The sequence below is a fragment of the Streptomyces sp. NBC_00190 genome, from assembly GCF_036203305.1.
Taxonomy (GTDB): domain Bacteria; phylum Actinomycetota; class Actinomycetes; order Streptomycetales; family Streptomycetaceae; genus Streptomyces.
Window position 1 is genome coordinate 7,177,822 of the sequence record NZ_CP108131.1, and the last position, 17,149, is coordinate 7,194,970.

The following is a 17,149-nucleotide window of genomic DNA, read 5'->3' on the forward strand; positions in this document are numbered from 1 at the left end:
GGCCACGGCATCGCGTTCCCCGCCGTCGCGCCGCTGCCTCGCGTTTCGGCCGAGGCGGGGGCAGGCTGGGACCATGCCGGAGCTGCCCGAGGTCGAGGCCCTGCGCGAGTACCTCGACGAACACCTCGCCGGACGGGTGGTCGAGCGCGTCCTCCCGCTCGCCGTGAGCGTGCTCAAGACGTACGACCCGCCGCTGACCGCTCTCGAAGGGCAGACGGCCGGGGCCACCGCCCGCCACGGCAAGTTCCTGGCCATGCGGATCGGTGAGCTCCACCTCGTCACGCACCTGGCCCGGGCCGGCTGGCTGCGCTGGCAGGACACCCTGCCCGCGCAGCCGCCGCGTCCCGGCAAGGGGCCGCTGGCGCTGCGGGTCGTCCTGGAGGGCGGTGGCGGCTTCGACCTCACCGAGGCGGGGACCCAGAAACGGCTCGCGGTGTACGTCGTACGGGACCCCCAGGAGGTGCCCGGGATCGCCCGGCTCGGCCCCGACCCGCTCGCCGAGTCCTTCGACCGGGAGGCCTTCGCCGCCCTGCTGGCGGGGGAGCGGCGGCAGATCAAGGGCGTGCTGCGGGACCAGAGCGTCATCGCGGGCATCGGAAACGCCTACAGCGACGAGATCCTGCACCACGCGAAGATGTCGCCGTTCAAGCTGGCCGCCTCCCTCGACGAGGACCAGGTGACCCACCTCCACGCCGCCGTCCGGGACACCCTGCGCGAGGCCGTCGAGCGGACGCACGGGGTGGCGGCTGGACAGCTCAAGGCCGAGAAGAAGAGCGGGCTGCGGGTGCACGGCCGGGCCGGGGAGCCGTGTCCGGTGTGCGGGGACACCGTGCGCTCGGTGTCCTTCGCCGACTCCTCGCTCGAGTACTGCCCCACGTGCCAGACCGGCGGCAAGCCGCTGGCCGACCGGCGGCTCTCCCGCCTCCTCAAATAGCCGGGCGCTGCGTAGACTCCCACGCCATGGCCGAGGAGCAGCAGTCGCCGCCCCGGCGCGAGATCGTCACCGGAGTGCCCCGGGGCGCCCGCCGCCGACCGCCCGCGCACACCCCCGCCCGCTCGGAGATCTCCGAGCAGACCACCCTCGGCGCGACGTACGTACGGGCCCTCATGCGCAGTCAGCTGCGGGCCGGGATCGGCGCGCTGGCCGCGCTCGCGCTGCTCGTCGGGACGCTGCCGCTGGTGTTGGTGCTGCCGCGCACCGCGTCGGGGCCGCTGGTGTGGGTGGCCCTCGGCCTGGCGGTGTACCCGGTGATGTGGCTGATCGCCCGCCGCTACGTCACCCGGGCCGAACGCAACGAGGCGGATTTCACCGGGCTCGTGATGGATCCGGCCGAGGCGCCGCCGGGCCCCCGCCGACCGGAGTAGGCACCTTTCAGAACAGGTGCATCGCCAGGTGGCCCAGCGGCAGGCCGAGCTGCCAGGCCGGGGTCCACACCCGCGCGTTCTCGTCCAGTCCCGGCGGGGTGTCGGCGTGGTCGTGCCGTCCGGGGTCGAGGTTGGTGGCGAACAGTTCCGTGCGGTCCAGCCAGCGCCAGGCCGCCCGGGCCAGTTCCAGATCGGGCTCCTCGGCGCGGCCGCGCTCCCGGGCCTCCTCGCCCAGTGCGAGGAAGCGGGTGTGCACCCAGTCGCGCCAGGGGTGGCCGTACGCCGTCAGCGAGAGCCACTCGTCGAGCTGGGAGACCACCCGGATCCCGGAGAGCTCCCCGGCTGCGTCCGAGAGGTAGATGGTCAGCGCGAGCGTGTCCCGCCCCGCCCGGAACTCCAGGGTGCTGACCGGGATCAGCCGGCCCGTGCGCAGCAGTTCGTCTGCGATGTACTCGGCGTAGAGCCAAGCCATGGGCACCGCGAGCCCGCCGTCACTGGTGCCGTTCATACCCTCGGGCTGCACCGTTCCACCTTCTCCCGCGCATCGAGCGTCCCGCCGTCTGCCCTGAGCCTTCACCGAGCGGCTGACGGAGCGGGACGTGTTTACTCAACTTGAACGGTCTAATGCCTCATTCCATGCGCTTTCTGTCCGGTCCGTGGCGCTACGAGGCGGTCCCCGATCTGTTGCCGCGGTCCCCGGAGCTCAGGCGCCGAGGCCGTATCCGTACCCCTGGAGGTCCTTCCGCAGGGCGCGCAGGGCGTAGTACGTACGGGATTTGACGGTCCCGGCCGGGATCCCCAGCTCGGCGGCGGCCTCGGCCACCGACCGGTCCTGGAAGTAGACCTGCATCAGTACCTCGCGGTGCTCCTGGCCCAGGCACCCGACGGCCCGGCGGACGTCGATCGCCGTGACCGACCCGGCCACCGCGTCCTCGGGAGCGGGCGCCTGCTCCAGCCCCTCCGGGTCCACCTCCTGCGGCCGTGACAGCCGGGCCCGCCGCGCGTCGATCGCGAGCCGCCGGGCGACCGTGAACAGCCAGGGCCGCATGGAATCGTGCCCGCTCGACAGGACCTCCGGATGCTGCCAGACCCGTACGAGGGTCTCCTGTACGAGGTCCTCCGCCCGCTGGGCGTCCCCGGCGGTGAGCCCGACCAGGAAGCCGAACAGGGCCCGCCCGTGGTCGCGCTGGAGTTCGGCCAGTGCGTCGGGATCGGTACGCCGGAGGGTGGGGGAGAGCGGCACGAGGGGCTCCTTCCAGGGCGATGGAGGTCTGTCGGGAGGGCGACACATCCACCCTGACCTGCACGGAGCCCACCGGGAACCGTCAGGCCCCGGCGGTGCGCCCAAGCGCCCGCGTCATCCGGTGGGCGGCCGCGCGGGGCGGTGAACGGTCGAACGGCGCGGCGAACGGCACCGGCCGTCGGCAGAGGCCCCGCAGCGGCCATGGGCGGCGGTTCGCCGGCCGCGGCCATCGGAGTGGGCTCGTGTCCGGCGGACGGATCCGTTCCTTGACTTATGACGTCCCGTTAGGTGGATTACCTGTGAGTCCGATAGTCGTACTAATGGGAGCTGGGATAGATGACCAAGTGCACCCGGCAGGCCGTCGCCCTCCTCTCGGCGCTGCTGCTGTCGGCGGCCGCGGGCTGTTCGGCCGCGGGGGGATCGACGCCGGCCCGCCTCGCGGACTCCGGCGGACCGGCCGCCGCCTCCACCGCCGCCGGGGCTCCCGCGGCCAAGGGCTTCACACTGGTCGCGAGCGGCGACGTGCTGCCGCACACCTCGGTCATCCAGCGGGCGGCGAACGACGCGGGCGGCGACGGGCACGACTTCAAGCCGATGTTCTCCGGGGTCAAGTCCGTGGTCTCCGGGGCCGACCTGGCCCTCTGCCACATGGAGACCATCTACGGGGAGGAGGACGGGCCCTTCTCCGGCTATCCGGCCTTCGTCTCCCCGCCGAGCGTGGCCGACGCGCTGAAGGACACCGGATACGACGGCTGCTCCACGGCCTCGAACCACACCCTGGACGACGGGGCCGACGGGCTGCGCCGCACGCTGGACCGGTTCGACAAGGTCGGTCTGAAGCACGCCGGTTCGGCCCGTACGGCGGCCGAGGCGGCCACGGTGACCACGTACACGGCGGGCTCCGCGAAGGTCGCGCACCTCGCGTACACCTACGACACCAACGGGTACCCGCTGCCGCAGGGACAGCCGTGGGCGGTCAAGCTGATGGAGCAGGACAAGATCGTCGCGGATGCGCGGGCGGCCCGGAAGGCGGGCGCCGACGTGGTCCTGGTCAGCCTCCACTGGGGCACGGAGTGGCAGACCGACCCGGACGAGAAGCAGCTCTCCCTCGGCAAGGCGCTGACCGCCTCGCAGACCGGCGGCCGCCCGGACATCGACATGATCCTGGGCACGCACGCGCACATCCCGCAGGCGTACGAGAAGGTCAACGGGACCTGGATCATCTACGGCATGGGCGACCAGGTCGCCGGCGAGATGTTCAACTATTCGGGCGCGCGGGACATGCGCGGCAACTACGGTTCGATCGGCCGCTTCACCTTCGCCCCGCCGGCCGCCGCCGGACAGCGCTGGCAGGTCACCAAGGCCCAGTTCGTGCCGCAGATGATGGACCTGTCCATCGGCCGGGTCGTCAACCTGCCCGCCGCTCTGGCCAAGGATCCCGACCAGAGCGACTACGAGACCGCCCGGGACGAGATCAGCGAGGCCGTCCTCGGCCGTGGCGCGGCCAAGGACGGCCTCACGATGGCCGAGTAGCCTGCGGGTCGTGAGCTCAGCGGGTGATCGTGGCCGCGTGCAGGCGGCCGTCACCGCCGTCGAAGTAGGCCGTGTTGTCGGTGACGGTCACCTTCAGGTCGGCGCGATCGGCCAGGTGCACCTGCCCCAATGAGCGGCCGTCCCTGGCGTCCAGGAGGTGGAGGTCTCCGGAGTCGGTACTGATGTACACGGTTCCGGCCACGACCGCGGGCGGCGCATCCCCATGGGGCAGTCGACGGCTCCACAGCACCTTGCCGGATGCGGCGTCGGCTGCGACCACTTTGCCGTACCCCCCTTCGCTCTCGTCGTTCACGCCGAGGTAGACGACACCGGCTGCCACGACCGGCTTCTGCGGTTCCGGGTAGTCGGGGAGATCGGTCCGGGTCTTCCACCGCAGGCTGCCGGTGCCGGCGTCCAGGGCGTACAAGTGGCCCTGGGCGCCGTAGTAGACGACCCGGTCGGCCAGGGTGAGCGGACTCATCCTCCCCTGGACGCCTTCGATGACCTGAACGTTCCACAGCTCCCTCCCCGTGGCGGCGTCGAGGGCGTGGACATAGGAGCCCTTCACGTCAAAGGCCCCGTAGTAGACCACCCCGTCGTCGACGGCCAGTGAGGTCTCAAACGCGGTGCCGTGGCTCCACACCAACTCGCCGGTGGCGGCATCCACCGCGTACAGGGTGCTGCCCGTGCTTCCGTTGCCGAGCTTCATGGTGTGGAAGTAGGCGATCCCACCCTCCACGAGCACGGCGGAACCCACCACCTCGTCGGGTGTGAACTCCCACAAGCGGGCGCCGGTGCCGGCGTTCACGGCGTAGACGCGGTGGCTCTCGTCGTCAGGGGATGACGAGCGGGAACCGCTGAAATAGACCCCCTGGTCGGTGACGGTCAGGGGGCCCACGCCGCCCACCGTCCGGTCGTACTTCCACCGGGTTGCGCCGGTGCCGGCGTCCAGGGCGTAGACGGTGCCGCCGCTGCCCGCGTGGACCGTTCCGTTCCTGACCACCGGTGGCGAGGTCGCGCCGTGCCCGTCGGCCCAGAGCTGCTTGAGCACCGGTGCCGCGGGCTGCTCGGCCCGGGGGGCGCCCGGTCCCCGGTCCGGGAGGAGCATCGCGGTGACGACGGCGGCGACCAGGACGGCGATGACCGCGAGCACCGCCAGAGCCCGGCCCCGTGTGAACCGTCGACTCCGCCCGCCGGCTTCGGACCCGGGCGGCGGGGGCTGATCCGCCGGTCCTGCCAGGAGCTGCGACGTCGCGAACGCGGTGGGGGGAGGACCTTCGACCGTGGCGTGTCCCGTGGGCGCGATCAGTGATTGGGCCTCCACCCGGGTGATCTCGGCCGTCACCTGCCCCGGCAGCCAGTCGACCGACGTGGACGCGCCGGCGGCCCGCGCCCTCTGCGACGCCCGGCCCAGCTCCTCCACCAGCTGCGGCACCTTGGGTCGTCGAGCCGGATCCTTGGCCAGACACCGGCTCACCACGCCGACCAGCTCGGATGGCAGGCCGGTCAGGTCCGCTTCCCCGTGGGCCGCCCGGTAGTTGACGGCGTGGGCCGAGCCGGATCCGAACGGGCCCGACCCGGTCGCCGTGTAGGCCAGGACGGCACCGAGGGCGAACACGTCGCTTGCGGCCCCGATCTCGCGGCCCGCCAGCTGCTCGGGCGACATGAAGCCGGGGGTGCCGAGCGTCGCCCCGGTCCGGGTGAGCTGGGTGGCCTCGGCCGCCAGCGAGATGCCGAAGTCGATCACGCGAGGGCCATCCGCGGCAAGCAGGACGTTCGACGGCTTGAGATCGCGGTGCACCAGATCGGCGCCGTGCACGGCCTCCAGCGCCTCGGCCAGAGCCGCCCCCAGAGCCAGGACCGAGCTCGCCCGCCAGGGGCCGTACGCGGACACGGCTGCCGTCAGGGACATCCCCGGTACGTACTGGGTGGCCAACCACGGCGGTGTGCCCTCCGGATCGGCGTCGACCACGGCCGCGGTGAAGAACCCCGTCACTTTGCGGGCCGCCTCCACCTCGCGGACGAACCGGCGCCGGAAGACGGGATCCTCCGCGAGCTCGGCCCGCACGACCTTCACCGCCACGGCGCGGCCACCCGGTGACCGGCCCAGATAGACGTCGCCCATCCCGCCCCGGCCCAGGCGACCGATGATGCGGTACCGCCCGACCTGCCTCGGATCCTCCGCCTCCGGCGGTTCGAACGCTCCCACCCCTCCCCCTCCCCCCACTCAGCCGGTGGCCGAGACGGCGTGCAGACGCCCGGCATCCTCGAAGTAGAGCGTGCCGCCCGCGACGGTCGCGTTCACGCCCAGGCCCTCGTCCCACAGGAATGCGCCGCTGCCGGTGTCCAGGGAGTGCACGGTGCGGCCGTACCTTCCGTTGTCGACGAACTGGACGATGCCGCCCGCGACGGACAGCAGCTCCACATCCTTCTTGCCCGGCTTGTACCGCCACAGTGGCCTTCCGGTGTCTGCGGTGAAGGCGCACACGTATCCGTCGTTCTCGAAATAGACCACGCCGTCGGCGACGATCGGATCCCCCGCCCCGCCCGCCACGGCCGGATCCCACAACTCCCCGTCGAAGCGGGCTCTCCAGGTCTCCCGGCCGGTTGCGGTGTCCACCGCGTGCAGGGTTCCGTCCTTGCTGCCGAAGTAGACGGATCCGCCCGCGACGACGGGGGACGACGTGATCTCACTGCCCGCCTTGAACTCCCACGACGTGTCGCCCGTCCCGGTGCTCACCGCGCGCAGGGTGTCGTCGTGTCGCGTGAGGTAGACGACCTTTTCGGTAATGGTCCAGGCGTCCCGCAGGGAAGCGTCGAACTTCTTCGTCCAGATCGACTGCCCGGTGGCCGACTCCAACGCGTACAGGCTCGCGGCGTGGCTCAGATAGGTTTTGCCGCCGACTCCTCTGGGCGTCGGATGAGCGCCACCGTCCTTGATCTTCCAGAGTTCGCTTCCGCTGTCGGCCTTCAGGGCGTACACGTACTCCTTGTCACCGTAGTAGGCCATCCCGTCGGAGGCCCCCAGTACGGTGATGAAGTCACTCGGGCCGCGCCGGTTCCACAACTCCTCGCCGCTGCCGGCGGCCAGCGCCTGGACGGTGTCCTTGCCGTCGAGGTACACGACGCCGTCCACCACCATGGACAGCGTCGTGCCTTCACCCAAGGCGTAGGACCACAGTTCTCTCCTCGCCGGTGCCCGCCGGGGCGCATCGTCCCGCCCGTCGTCGCCGGGCGGGCCGCCGGAGAGGAGCGCCGTCATGGCGACGAGGGTGACGAGCCCGGCGCCCGCGAGCCCCGTCAGGATCCGCCGCCGGGTGGCTCGGCTGCCGCCTCCGGAGTCGGAGTCGGAGTCGGAGTCGGAAGGCGGCGGGAGCGGGGGCAGCGGTTCGTCCCGCACGCGGATGATCTCCGCGGCGACCGGCCCGGGCAGCCAGTCGGCCTCGGTGAACAGGCCGTCGGCCCCCGCAGCTTCCGACACCCCGGCCAGTTCCTCCACCAGGTGCGGCACGGTGGGCCGGCGGGCCGGATCCTTGTCCAGGCAGCGCTCGACGACGTCCGAGAGTTCGGGCGGCAGCCCGGTAAGGTCCGGGTCCAAGTGGGCCACACGGTAGTTCAGGGCATGCCCGTGACCGCTTCCGAACGGGGTGGAGCCGGTCGCCGTGTAGACCAGGATGGCGCCGAGGGCGAACACGTCGCTCGCGGCCGAGGCCGTGTCGTGCACCAGCTGCTCGGGCGAGATGAAGCCCGGCGTGCCGATCACCACCCCGCTCTCGGTGAGCTTGGTGGCCTCGGCCGCCAGCGAGATGCCGAAGTCGATCACGCGAGGGCCGTCCGCGGCCAGCAGGACGTTCGACGGCTTGAGATCGCGGTGCACCAGATCGGCGCCGTGGACGGCGTCCAGGGCCTCCGCCAGCGCTGCGCCGAGCGCCATCACCGACCGCGCCGGCCAGGCGCCGTACCCGGACACCGCCGATTCCAGGGACACCCCGGGTACGTACGTGGTGGCCAGCCACGCGGGCCTGCCTTCCGGCTCCGCGTCCACCACCGCGGCGGTGAAGACCCCGGTCACCTTGCGGGCCGCCTCCACCTCGCGGAAGAACCGCTGCCGGAAGCCCGGGTCGTCTGCCAGCACGGCCCGTACGACCTTGACGGCGACCGCGCGGCCACTGGACGACAGGCCCAGGTACACCACACCCATCCCGCCCCGGCCCAGCCGCCCGACGATCCGGTACCGCCCGACCTGCCTGGGATCCCCCGCCTGTAACGGTGCGAACGCCCCCACTCCGCTGCCCCCTCCTCGCCGGACACGCCTCAGCCGTGTCTGACTGAGTTGTACACGAGACCACATGTGCGGGGCAGTTGTAGAGGAGCGTTCGTACCCGGATGGTGACGACGTCTACGGGACCACGGTCACGGGCCAGCGGCCGGCCTTGACCAGGCGGATCGCCACCGAGCCCACGATGCGGTGGCCGGCCTGTTCGGAGGCGCCGACCACCACCGCGTCCGCCGTCAGCTGCTCCGCCGCGCTCACCAGGCCCGCGTACGGGTCGCCGCGGAAGGTGTGGAACTGCCAGCGCACCTCGTAGATGCCCTTGAGGCGTTCCGCCGCCTCGCGGATGTCGGCGACGAGACCCTCTGCGATCTCCCCGGTGGTGTCGGCCACCGGCGCGCCCAGCGAGGCGCCGGCCGGCATCACCGGCTGGACGTACACCAGCGCCAGCAGTGCGTTCTGCCGCCTGGCCAGCCCCGCCGCGTAGGCCGCCGCCCGCATCGAGGACTCCGATCCGTCGACCCCGGCCAGGATCACCTTCGGGCCGTCGGTACCGCGTTCGAATCCCGTGTTCACGTGCTCAGTCACCCTCCCGAGGCTATCCGGCTCGGCGCGCGGACCGCCGCCGCCCTCCCTACAGTGCGAACCATGAGTGCCACCGTGGAGGACACGCGCGGAACCCGGAACCGCTTCCTGAACCGGGTGCCGGACGGATTCGGGGCGTTCTTCGGAGCGCTCGGTCTGCTGTGCGCTCTGCTGGCGCTCTCCCCGACGCTCCGGCGTCTGCTGCGGCACGTCGTGCGCTTCATCGACCTCATCGTCGTCCCGGTCAGCGCGAACCTCGCCTACGCCGTCTTCCTCTTCCTGCTCGCGGCGGCCCTCGGCACCCGCAAGAAGGTCGCCTGGTGGATCGTCGTCACCTATCTGGCCCTGCTGATGCTCGACGACGTGCTGGACATGGCCATCGGCGACTACTGGATCGGCGTCCCCTCCATGGCTCTCGCCGTCGCCGCCATGGCCGTGCTGATCGCCGCCCGGGACGAGTTCTACGCGGCCTCCCGGCCCGGGGCCCTGTGGCGGGCCATGATCGTGCTCGGGCTCGGCATGCTCGCCGCCGTGCTGCTGGGCTGGGGGCTCGTCGCCCTGTTCCCCGGCACCCTGCCCAAGGGCCAGTGGCTGGACTGGGCCGCCAAGCAGGTCTTCGGCGGCCTCTTCTCGGCCCGCCAGTTCGACGGCCGGCCGCCCCGTCCCCTGTACTTCCTGCTCGGCCTCTTCGGCGCCGTCGCCCTGCTGAACGCCGCCATGACCCTGTTCCGTTCCCAGCGCCTGACCGCAGCCCTGCACGGGGACGAGGAGCCCCGCATCCGCGCCCTGCTCGGCGCCTACGGCCGTAACGACTCCCTCGGCTACTTCGCCACCCGGCGCGACAAGGCCGTCGTGTTCGCCCCCAACGGCAAGGCCGCCGTCACCTACCGCGTCGAAGCCGGAGTCTGCCTCGCCAGCGGCGACCCGGTGGGCGACCCCGCCGCCTGGACCCCGGCCGTCGACGCCTGGCTGGCCGTCGCCCGCCGGTACGGCTGGCAGCCCGCCGTCATGGGCGCCTCCGAGGACGGCGCCACCGCCTACGCACGCTCCGGACTCAGCGCGCTCCAGCTCGGCGACGAGGCCATCCTCCACGTCGCCCACTTCGACCTCGACGGCCGTGACATGCGCGTCACCCGCCAGGCCGTCAACCGCGTCAAGCGCACCCGTGCCACCACCGTGATCCGGCGCCACTCCGCCCTTTCCCAGGACGAGATGCAGAGGATCGTGGAGAGCGCCGACAAATGGCGCGACACCGAGACCGAACGCGGCTTCTCCATGGCCCTCGACCGCCTCGGCGACCGGGCCGACGGGGACTGCCTGCTGGTCGAGGCCTTCGACGCCGACGGCGAGCTGATCGCCCTGCTCTCCTTCGTCCCCTGGGGCAAGGACGGCATCTCCCTGGACCTGATGCGCCGCGACCGCACCGCCCCCAACGGGATCATGGAATTCATGGTCGCCCAGCTCTGCGCCGCCGCGCCGGGCCTGGGCGTGCGCCGGATCTCCCTCAACTTCGCCGTCTTCCGCTCCGCGTTCGAGGAAGGCGGCCGGATCGGCGCCGGCCCCGTCCTCAAACTGTGGCGCAGGCTGCTGCTCTTCTTCTCCCGCTGGTGGCAGCTGGAGGCGCTGTACCGCTCGAACGTCAAATACGGCCCCGAGTGGTACCCCCGGTTCCTCTGCTACCAGGACGCCGGCTCGCTCGCCCGGGTCAGCCTCGCCTCCGGCATCGCCGAGGGCTTCGTCTCCGTACCCAGCCTGCGCACCCTGTGGGGCAACGGCCACCCCAAGGGCCTCACCAACCCCGCCACCACCGAGGGGCTGCCCTCCATCGCCTCCATGAACCTCGACGCCGTGAGGGAGGAGGGCGTGGGCGCCCCCGCCGAGCGGCTGCCCGAGCAGGTGCGCGTGCGCCACGACAAGCTGGAGCGCATCAGGGCCGCCGGCACCGACCCCTACCCCGTCGGCATCCCCGGCCGCACCCACACGGTGGCCGAGCTGCGGGCCGAACTGAAGGCCGCGCACCCCGGCCACCCGCCCGGCACCCGCTCCGGCGAACAGGCCACCCTCGCCGGACGGGTCATGCTCGTACGCGACCTCGGCGGCGTCGTCTTCGCCGTCCTGCGCGACTGGTCCGGGGACATACAGCTGATGTTCACCCGCGACGAGGCCGGGGCCGGCGTACTGGACTCCTTCACCTCCCAGGTCGACTTCGGCGACCAGGTGGTCGCGAGCGGCCAGGCGGGCACCAGCAAGTCCGGAGAACCGTCCCTCGTCGTCCGGTCCTGGGCGCTCATCGGCAAGTGCCTGCGGCCCCTCCCCGACAAGCGCAAGGGACTTGCCGACCCGGAGGCCCGCGTCCGGCGCCGCTACCTCGACCTCGTCGCGAGCCCCGAAGCGCGCGACGTCGTACGGGCCCGTTCCAGCGCGGTGCAGGCCCTGCGCCAGGGGCTCCTGGAGCGCGGCTATCTGGAGGTCGAGACCCCGATGCTCCAGCAGATCCACGGCGGCGCCAACGCCCGCCCCTTCCGCACCCACATCAACGCCTACGACCTCGACCTGTACCTGCGCATCGCGCCCGAGCTGTACCTCAAGCGGCTGTGCGTCGGCGGCATGGAGAAGGTCTTCGAGATGGGCCGCACCTTCCGCAACGAAGGCGTCTCCTACAAGCACAACCCCGAGTTCACGATGCTGGAGGCCTACCAGGCCTTCGCCGACTACGACGTCATGCTCGACCTCACGCGCGAGCTGATCCAGGGCGCCGCCACCGCCGCCTTCGGCTCGCCCGTCGCGCACAAGGCGGGGCCGGACGGGAAGCTCGTCGTCCACGACATCTCGGGGTCCTGGCCGGTGAAGACTATGTACGGGGCGATCAGCGAGGCCCTCGGAGAGGAGGTCGACGCCGACACCGAGGAGCAGGTCCTGCGCCGGCTGTGCGACCGGGCGGCCGTCCCGCACGCCCCCGAGGACACCCGCGGTGACGTGGTCCTGGAGATGTACGAGCGGCTGGTGGAGGAGCGGACCCAGCTGCCCACCTTCTACAAGGACTTCCCGACCGACGTCTCGCCGCTCACCCGCCAGCACCGCGAGGACCCGCGGCTCGCCGAGCGGTGGGACCTGGTCGCCTTCGGCACGGAACTGGGCACCGCCTACTCGGAGCTGACCGACCCCGTCGAGCAGCGGCGCCGGCTCACCGCGCAGTCCCTGCTCGCGGCGGGCGGCGACCCGGAGGCGATGGAGCTCGACAACGACTTCCTGGACGCGCTGGAGTACGCGATGCCGCCGACCGGTGGTCTGGGCATCGGTGTGGACCGTCTCGTCATGTTCCTCACGGGGCTCACGATCCGCGAGACGCTCCCCTTCCCCCTGGTACGGCGCGGCTGATCGGGTGAGGGGGAGGAGGCGCGTCCGCGCCTCTCGACATCCGCGGCGATGTCGTTGATACGTAGTAATAATGAAAAATGACGAGCCGACAGTAGGGCGGCGCGCGCTCCTGCGCACCGCCGTCTTCCTCGGAGTCGCGTCCGCCGCCGGGCTGATCGACATGGGCGGCGAGACCCCTACTCCGGGCGCCGGCCCCGCGTCCGTGCCCGGACCTGCGACCATGCCCGGACCCGCGGCCGGGCCGGGGCCGCATCCCGCGGTGGGACCTCCCGGACTGAACGCCGAAGCGAGACTGGAGAAGTCCTACCGGCTGCGGCCGATGACCGCCGAGGCCCCCGTCCGCCCGCCCGTCGCGAAGCCCGCCGTACGGACGCGCCCCATCCTCGAACTCCCGCCCCACGCGGCCACGGCGAACTCGATGCTGCTCACCTTCGACGACGGGCCCGACCCCCGCTACACGCCGGGGATCCTCGACACCCTCGCCCGGTACGGGGTGCGCGCCGTGTTCTTCGTCTGCGGGGAGATGGCCGCCGAGAACCCGGGCCTGCTGCGCCGGATGGTCGCCGAGGGCCACGTCATCGGCAACCACACCTGGACCCACCCGCTCATCCCCAAGCTCAGCCGGCCCGCCCTCGTCTCCGAGATCGGCCGCACGAGTGAGGTCGTACAGAAGGCCGTGGGCGAGGCGCCCGTGTGGTTCCGGGCGCCGTACGGGGCGTGGAACCGGGCCGCCTTCGAGATCGGGGCCGAGCTCGGCATGGAGCCGCTCGCCTGGACCGTCGACACCCTGGACTGGAAGGAGCCGGGGACCGCCACGATCGTCTCCCGGGTCCTGTCGGGCGCCGGGCCCGGCGTGATCGTCCTGTCGCACGACGCGGGCGGCAACCGCTCGCAGAGCGTCCAGGCGATCTCCTCGTACCTGCCCCAACTGCTCGCGCGCGGCTACCGGATGACCCTGCCGACGCTGCCGCCCCGCTGAGCGCGGTCGCTGCCCGGCGGGGCGGCAGCGCACCGCTCAGCGCGCGTCCACCATGCGGGCGAAGACGACCACGTTGCCGTCGTACCCCCGGGCCTTGGAGTAGCCGCCGCCGCAGGTGATGACCCGGAGTTCCGGATGCCCGGTGTCCCCGTAGACCCGGGCTCCGGGGAAGGACTCCTTGGAGAACACCTCCACGCCGTACACCTCGAACACGGCGGTGCGCCCGTCGTACCGCTCCACCTCGATCTGGTTCCCCGGCTTGATCGAACCCAGGCCGTAGAAGACCGCCGGGCCCTGCGCGTTGTCCACGTGGCCCACGATCACGGCCGAACCCCGCTGGCCCGGCGAGATGCCGTTGAGGTACCAGCCGGCGAGGTTCCGGTCCTGCGGCGGCGGCGCGTCGATCCAGCCCTCCGCGTCCAGGCCGACCGTCATCACCGGAGCGTCCACGTTGATCGTGGGGATCCGGATGCGCTGCACCGAGGAGTGCTCCAGTACCTCCAGGTCCGCGGGCGCCTCCGGAGGGTTCGCCGGCAGCTGGTCCGCTGTCACCGCGACGGCCGAGGCCGCGGTCGGCTGGGGTGGCCCGTCGCCGATGTCCACACCGTTTCGCACCATCGCGAGGCCGGTGAGCATGACCAGGGCGAGTACGCCCCACGGTGAGCGTTTGCGTGACTGGCCGGTCTCGTCCTCGCCCATCGTTCTCCCTTCCCGACGCGGGGGTCCCGACCCGCGTTCCTGTCCCGCCCCAGTACGCCCTACTTCACGCACGCTAAGGGTGCGTCGGCAGGACGGCGAGGGGGGAGGGGCGAACGGGTGGCGGGGCCCGGAAGGGGCCGGAAGGGGTGCGCCCATCCAGGTAATCGTCACATAAATGCCTGACGGGTCGTGACCTGCGGATCCGTCAGTTGCCCGGAGCGCGCTTCGGCGTGTCGCTCAACCGGGCGGCCCAAAGGCGGAAATGCGGAGGTTGCGGCCCGCCCCGAGGGTTCGACGTGGGAGGCGTTCTCGTCGATCATCCGGGGCCGACGCTCCGGGGCGCTTTCCGCTGGAGGTTCCACCATGCGTGCTTTCCGCGCTCTCACCGTGACGGCGGCAGCCTGCGCCGTGATCGGCCTCAGTACCCCGTTCGCCGCCGCGAACTCCCCGATGGGCGGGGGTGGCGGACCGAGCAACATCTCGGTCAACCCGTTTGCCGTGCACCAGGGATCCACGATGCAGGTGAGCGCGGCGGGCTGTGGACACGGCGGTACCGTCTCCTCGCCGGGCAACTTTCCGCCGGCCAACCTGTCCGCGGGGTCCATCGGCTTCGCCACCGTCCGGATCTTCAACCACGCCTCTCCCGGCAACCACACGCTGCAGGTCAAGTGCAACGACAACAGCCTGGTCGCCACCGCCCGCTTCAGGATCCTGGAGGGCAACCCCGCCCAGGGCGGCATCGGCGGCTCCATCGGCCCGTCCACCGCCGAGACCGCCATCGGCGCGGGCCTCGTCGGCGCGGCGGCGCTCGGCGCGGGCGCCCACGTGATGCGCCGCCGCCGCCCGGTCCGCGCCCGGGCCTGACCGGCCGACCTCCCCGGTCAGTTCCCCCGGGGGCGACTTCCGGGTCGGGCCGGACCCGGAAGGCAGCCCCCAACCGCCGGTCGCCCCGGGTCCTGGCCAGGACCCGGGGTCACCGGCGGTTGACTGGAGTCCGGTCGGCACGGGGGGCTCAGTGCCCGCGACCGGTGGCCCGGCGGCGCAGGGCATACGCCGTGCCGCCGGCGGCGGCGAGGAAGAGGCCGGCTCCCACGCCGAGCTCGACGGGGTCCATGCCGGCGACGCTGCCGCCCAGACCGCCGCGGACACCCAGCGTGGAGGAAGTGGCGCCGGTGGCTACGACCGTGGCGACGCCCCTGGCCGCGGTCCGCGTGGAGCTGGTGGTCGGTCTGCTCGTGCCGCCGGCGATCGTCAGGTCGGCCGAACCGGTCTCCCCGTTGCAGGTGAAGGAGACGGAGTACAAGGCCCCGGGCCGGGCGTCGCGGTCCACCGTGACCCGTACGGTCTGGCCGCGGGCGATGCTCACGGTGTCGAAGACCCCGGAGGAGGCGGTGGAGTAGGCGGCGTTGCAGCCGGTGACGGAGAGCACCGTCTGACCGCCGGGGGCGACGGTCGAGGGGGTGAGGGCGAAGCCGAACGAGGTGACCTGCCGGGGCCCGGCCGCGGTCGCGGCGGGCGCGCCGAGGGCACCGAGCGCGAGTACGGCGCCCGTTGCGGCGGCGCTCAGCAGGGCTATGGCGGAGATACGTATCGCACCCATGGTTGATTCTCCGGATCCCCGAGGAGCAGCCGCGGAAGGGTTTCCGCACGTGGGGGGTCGTGCGCCTCGATGTTCGACACGCTAGGCCGGGGGGCGGGCACACGCGATCAGGAGCGGGCGAATGGGGCACGGCACTGGGCCGAACCGGGGACGGGAGGCCCGTCCCCGGTTTGCCGGACGCCGGAGTGCGACGGCTTCCGCCGGCCTTCAAGGCCCTTCAAGGCCCTTCAAGGGCCTTCAGCGGCCTTCGGCTGCTTTCGGGGCCCTCAGTCCGTGAGGCCCAGATGCGGGAACTGTGAGAGGAACGGTTCGGCGGTGGCCGCGACGCCCCGCCCGAACGGCGCGTCGAAGTCCCAGATGAGGAACAGCAGGAAGGCGATGAGCGCGCTGAACAGGCCTGCCAGCAGCAGTTCCCGGAACGACCGCCGGATCTGCAGGGTGAAGATCAGACCGACCGTCACCAGGGCCCCGGTGATCAGCCCGAACCACACCACCCCCGGCATGGTGGCCCCGGCGCTCTCGCCGCGCGCGCTGCGGGCGTCGTCCGCCACCGCGACCTGGTCGACCAGCGGCTGGTACGCCTGCCCTTCGTGGTCGGTCTTCGGCTCGTAGTCGGTGACGTCCCGGCGGATCCGTTCCAGCAGTTCCCCGCCGCGGTCCGTGAGCTCGCCGTTGTCGGCCATCTCCTGCCACTCCGTGTCCACCACGTACGTCACGTACGCGTCGACGTCGGACCGGATCTTCTTGCGCACCTCGGCCGGGTAGACCTCGGAGCGGACGCTGATCTCGTGCAGGGCCTGCGCCTCCTGGCGCACGTACTCCTGGGCGGCACCGCGGCCCTCCCAGACACCGGCGATCGCCAGGCCCAGCACGATCGCGTAGATCACCCCGATCATCATCGTCATGTACTCGATGACGTCCGGGGTCTCGTTCGGATCGTCGTCCTCGCCGATCCGGCGGTGGTTGAAGAAGGTGATGGACAGCACCACGGCACAGGCCGCGGCCATCGCGATGGTCAGGACGAGCCATTCCGACAAGATGACTCCCAATCGGGTACGGGCGGGACTTCGGCGGCAGGGTCTAGCGCGGGCGCAGCGCGACGATCGCGAGCACCGCGGGCGCCGCGGTCAGCAGGGTGAAGGTCACCGGCGAGACGTGGTGCTCGACCGGCTTGCGGGCAGGGGCGTGGTAGGCGGGACGGGCCACCGGCCTGGGCGCGGGCGGCGGTGTCACCACAGGGGTGGGCGGCGGTGGGGCGGGCGCCTTGACGACCCGGGGTGGCGCGGGCGCCGGTTTCGGCGGGGCCGGTTCGGGAGCGACGGGCTTCGGTACGGGTTTCGGCGCCGGCTTGGGCGGTGGCGGTGGCGGCGGCGTGGGCTTCGGGGGCGGGACGGGTACGGGCGGCGGGGCCGGCGTAGGGGGCGGAGTGGGTTTGGGCGGCGGAGTCGGCTTCGGCGGGGGAGTCGGCTTCGGGGGGCACGGCGGGGGAGGCGG

At 72.1% G+C, this 17,149-nt stretch carries 15 protein-coding genes; 6 read left to right on the forward strand and 9 right to left on the reverse strand.

The window, feature by feature from the left end; genetic code table 11:
- Nucleotides 1-73: 73 nt before the first annotated feature.
- Nucleotides 74-934 carry an Fpg/Nei family DNA glycosylase gene (locus OG429_RS33395; RefSeq protein WP_328928986.1) on the forward strand — a complete coding sequence of 287 codons (861 nt, stop codon included), beginning with the start codon at nt 74-76 and terminating at the stop codon, nt 932-934.
- Between the two features lie 26 nt (nt 935-960).
- Nucleotides 961-1,365, forward strand: coding sequence for a hypothetical protein (locus tag OG429_RS33400; RefSeq protein WP_328928987.1), 405 nt, complete (start codon nt 961-963; stop codon nt 1,363-1,365).
- 7 nt (nt 1,366-1,372) lie between these two features.
- On the opposite strand, the gene OG429_RS33405 is transcribed toward OG429_RS33400, so the two are convergent.
- Together OG429_RS33405 and OG429_RS33410 are read right to left on the reverse strand one after the other, a co-directional pair.
- Entirely contained in the window at nt 1,373-1,873 is a 501-nt protein-coding gene (locus OG429_RS33405; protein WP_328928988.1) for a hypothetical protein, read from the reverse strand.
- Between the two features lie 195 nt (nt 1,874-2,068).
- Nucleotides 2,069-2,608, reverse strand: a complete 540-nt coding sequence (locus OG429_RS33410) for a sigma-70 family RNA polymerase sigma factor (RefSeq protein WP_328928989.1) — start codon at nt 2,606-2,608, stop codon at nt 2,069-2,071.
- Between the two features lie 336 nt (nt 2,609-2,944).
- Between OG429_RS33410 and OG429_RS33415 the strand changes: the two genes are divergently transcribed.
- On the forward strand, nt 2,945-4,141 hold the full coding sequence (locus tag OG429_RS33415) for a CapA family protein (RefSeq protein ID WP_328928990.1): 1,197 nt from the start codon (nt 2,945-2,947) through the stop codon (nt 4,139-4,141).
- A 16-nt stretch (nt 4,142-4,157) separates the two neighbouring features.
- Here the strand turns inward: OG429_RS33415 and OG429_RS33420 are convergent, their stop codons facing one another.
- The 3 genes from OG429_RS33420 to OG429_RS33430 all read right to left on the reverse strand — a co-directional run bounded on the left by OG429_RS33420 (nt 4,158) and on the right by OG429_RS33430 (nt 9,002).
- On the reverse strand, nt 4,158-6,350 hold the full coding sequence (locus tag OG429_RS33420; protein WP_328928991.1) for a serine/threonine-protein kinase: 2,193 nt from the start codon (nt 6,348-6,350) through the stop codon (nt 4,158-4,160).
- A gap of 18 nt (nt 6,351-6,368) precedes the next feature.
- Nucleotides 6,369-8,426, reverse strand: a complete 2,058-nt coding sequence (locus tag OG429_RS33425) for a serine/threonine-protein kinase (protein ID WP_328928992.1) — start codon at nt 8,424-8,426, stop codon at nt 6,369-6,371.
- Between the two features lie 114 nt (nt 8,427-8,540).
- The gene (locus OG429_RS33430) at nt 8,541-9,002 is read right to left on the reverse strand and encodes a universal stress protein (RefSeq protein WP_328928993.1); all 462 of its coding nucleotides are present in this window, start codon (nt 9,000-9,002) and stop codon (nt 8,541-8,543) included.
- A gap of 60 nt (nt 9,003-9,062) precedes the next feature.
- Between OG429_RS33430 and lysX the strand changes: the two genes are divergently transcribed.
- Both lysX and OG429_RS33440 read left to right on the forward strand, forming a co-directional pair.
- Nucleotides 9,063-12,377, forward strand: a complete 3,315-nt coding sequence (gene lysX, locus OG429_RS33435; RefSeq protein WP_328928994.1) for a bifunctional lysylphosphatidylglycerol synthetase/lysine--tRNA ligase LysX — start codon at nt 9,063-9,065, stop codon at nt 12,375-12,377.
- Nucleotides 12,378-12,447: 70 nt separating this feature from the next.
- Complete coding sequence (locus tag OG429_RS33440; RefSeq protein WP_328928995.1) at nt 12,448-13,356, forward strand: polysaccharide deacetylase family protein; 909 nt, start codon at nt 12,448-12,450, stop codon at nt 13,354-13,356.
- Between the two features lie 36 nt (nt 13,357-13,392).
- Here OG429_RS33440 and OG429_RS33445 read toward each other — a convergent pair whose 3' ends face one another.
- Nucleotides 13,393-14,055, reverse strand: coding sequence for a class F sortase (locus tag OG429_RS33445; RefSeq protein ID WP_328928996.1), 663 nt, complete (start codon nt 14,053-14,055; stop codon nt 13,393-13,395).
- 363 nt (nt 14,056-14,418) lie between these two features.
- Between OG429_RS33445 and OG429_RS33450 the strand changes: the two genes are divergently transcribed.
- The gene (locus tag OG429_RS33450; RefSeq protein ID WP_328928997.1) at nt 14,419-14,919 is read left to right on the forward strand and encodes a hypothetical protein; all 501 of its coding nucleotides are present in this window, start codon (nt 14,419-14,421) and stop codon (nt 14,917-14,919) included.
- A gap of 148 nt (nt 14,920-15,067) precedes the next feature.
- Here OG429_RS33450 and OG429_RS33455 read toward each other — a convergent pair whose 3' ends face one another.
- From OG429_RS33455 to OG429_RS33465, 3 genes are all read right to left on the reverse strand, one after another.
- Nucleotides 15,068-15,655 (reverse strand): hypothetical protein, encoded by a 588-nt coding sequence (locus tag OG429_RS33455; RefSeq protein WP_328928998.1) that lies wholly within the window; start codon nt 15,653-15,655, stop codon nt 15,068-15,070.
- Nucleotides 15,656-15,921: 266 nt separating this feature from the next.
- Nucleotides 15,922-16,692, reverse strand: a complete 771-nt coding sequence (locus OG429_RS33460) for a bestrophin-like domain (RefSeq protein ID WP_328928999.1) — start codon at nt 16,690-16,692, stop codon at nt 15,922-15,924.
- Nucleotides 16,693-16,735: 43 nt separating this feature from the next.
- On the reverse strand, nt 16,736-16,888 hold the full coding sequence (locus OG429_RS33465; protein WP_328929000.1) for a hypothetical protein: 153 nt from the start codon (nt 16,886-16,888) through the stop codon (nt 16,736-16,738).
- Nucleotides 16,889-17,149: the final 261 nt, after the last annotated feature.

Coding starts and splice junctions, on each gene's coding strand:
- OG429_RS33415 (WP_328928990.1), top strand. CDS start 2,945: ATGACCAAGTGCACCCGGCAGGCCGTCGCCCTCCTCTCGGCGCTGCTG.
- OG429_RS33445 (WP_328928996.1), bottom strand. CDS start 14,055: ATGGGCGAGGACGAGACCGGCCAGTCACGCAAACGCTCACCGTGGGGC.
- OG429_RS33405 (WP_328928988.1), bottom strand. CDS start 1,873: ATGAACGGCACCAGTGACGGCGGGCTCGCGGTGCCCATGGCTTGGCTC.
- OG429_RS33400 (WP_328928987.1), top strand. CDS start 961: ATGGCCGAGGAGCAGCAGTCGCCGCCCCGGCGCGAGATCGTCACCGGA.
- OG429_RS33455 (WP_328928998.1), bottom strand. CDS start 15,655: ATGGGTGCGATACGTATCTCCGCCATAGCCCTGCTGAGCGCCGCCGCA.
- OG429_RS33395 (WP_328928986.1), top strand. CDS start 74: ATGCCGGAGCTGCCCGAGGTCGAGGCCCTGCGCGAGTACCTCGACGAA.
- OG429_RS33440 (WP_328928995.1), top strand. CDS start 12,448: ATGAAAAATGACGAGCCGACAGTAGGGCGGCGCGCGCTCCTGCGCACC.
- OG429_RS33450 (WP_328928997.1), top strand. CDS start 14,419: ATGCGTGCTTTCCGCGCTCTCACCGTGACGGCGGCAGCCTGCGCCGTG.
- lysX (WP_328928994.1), top strand. CDS start 9,063: ATGAGTGCCACCGTGGAGGACACGCGCGGAACCCGGAACCGCTTCCTG.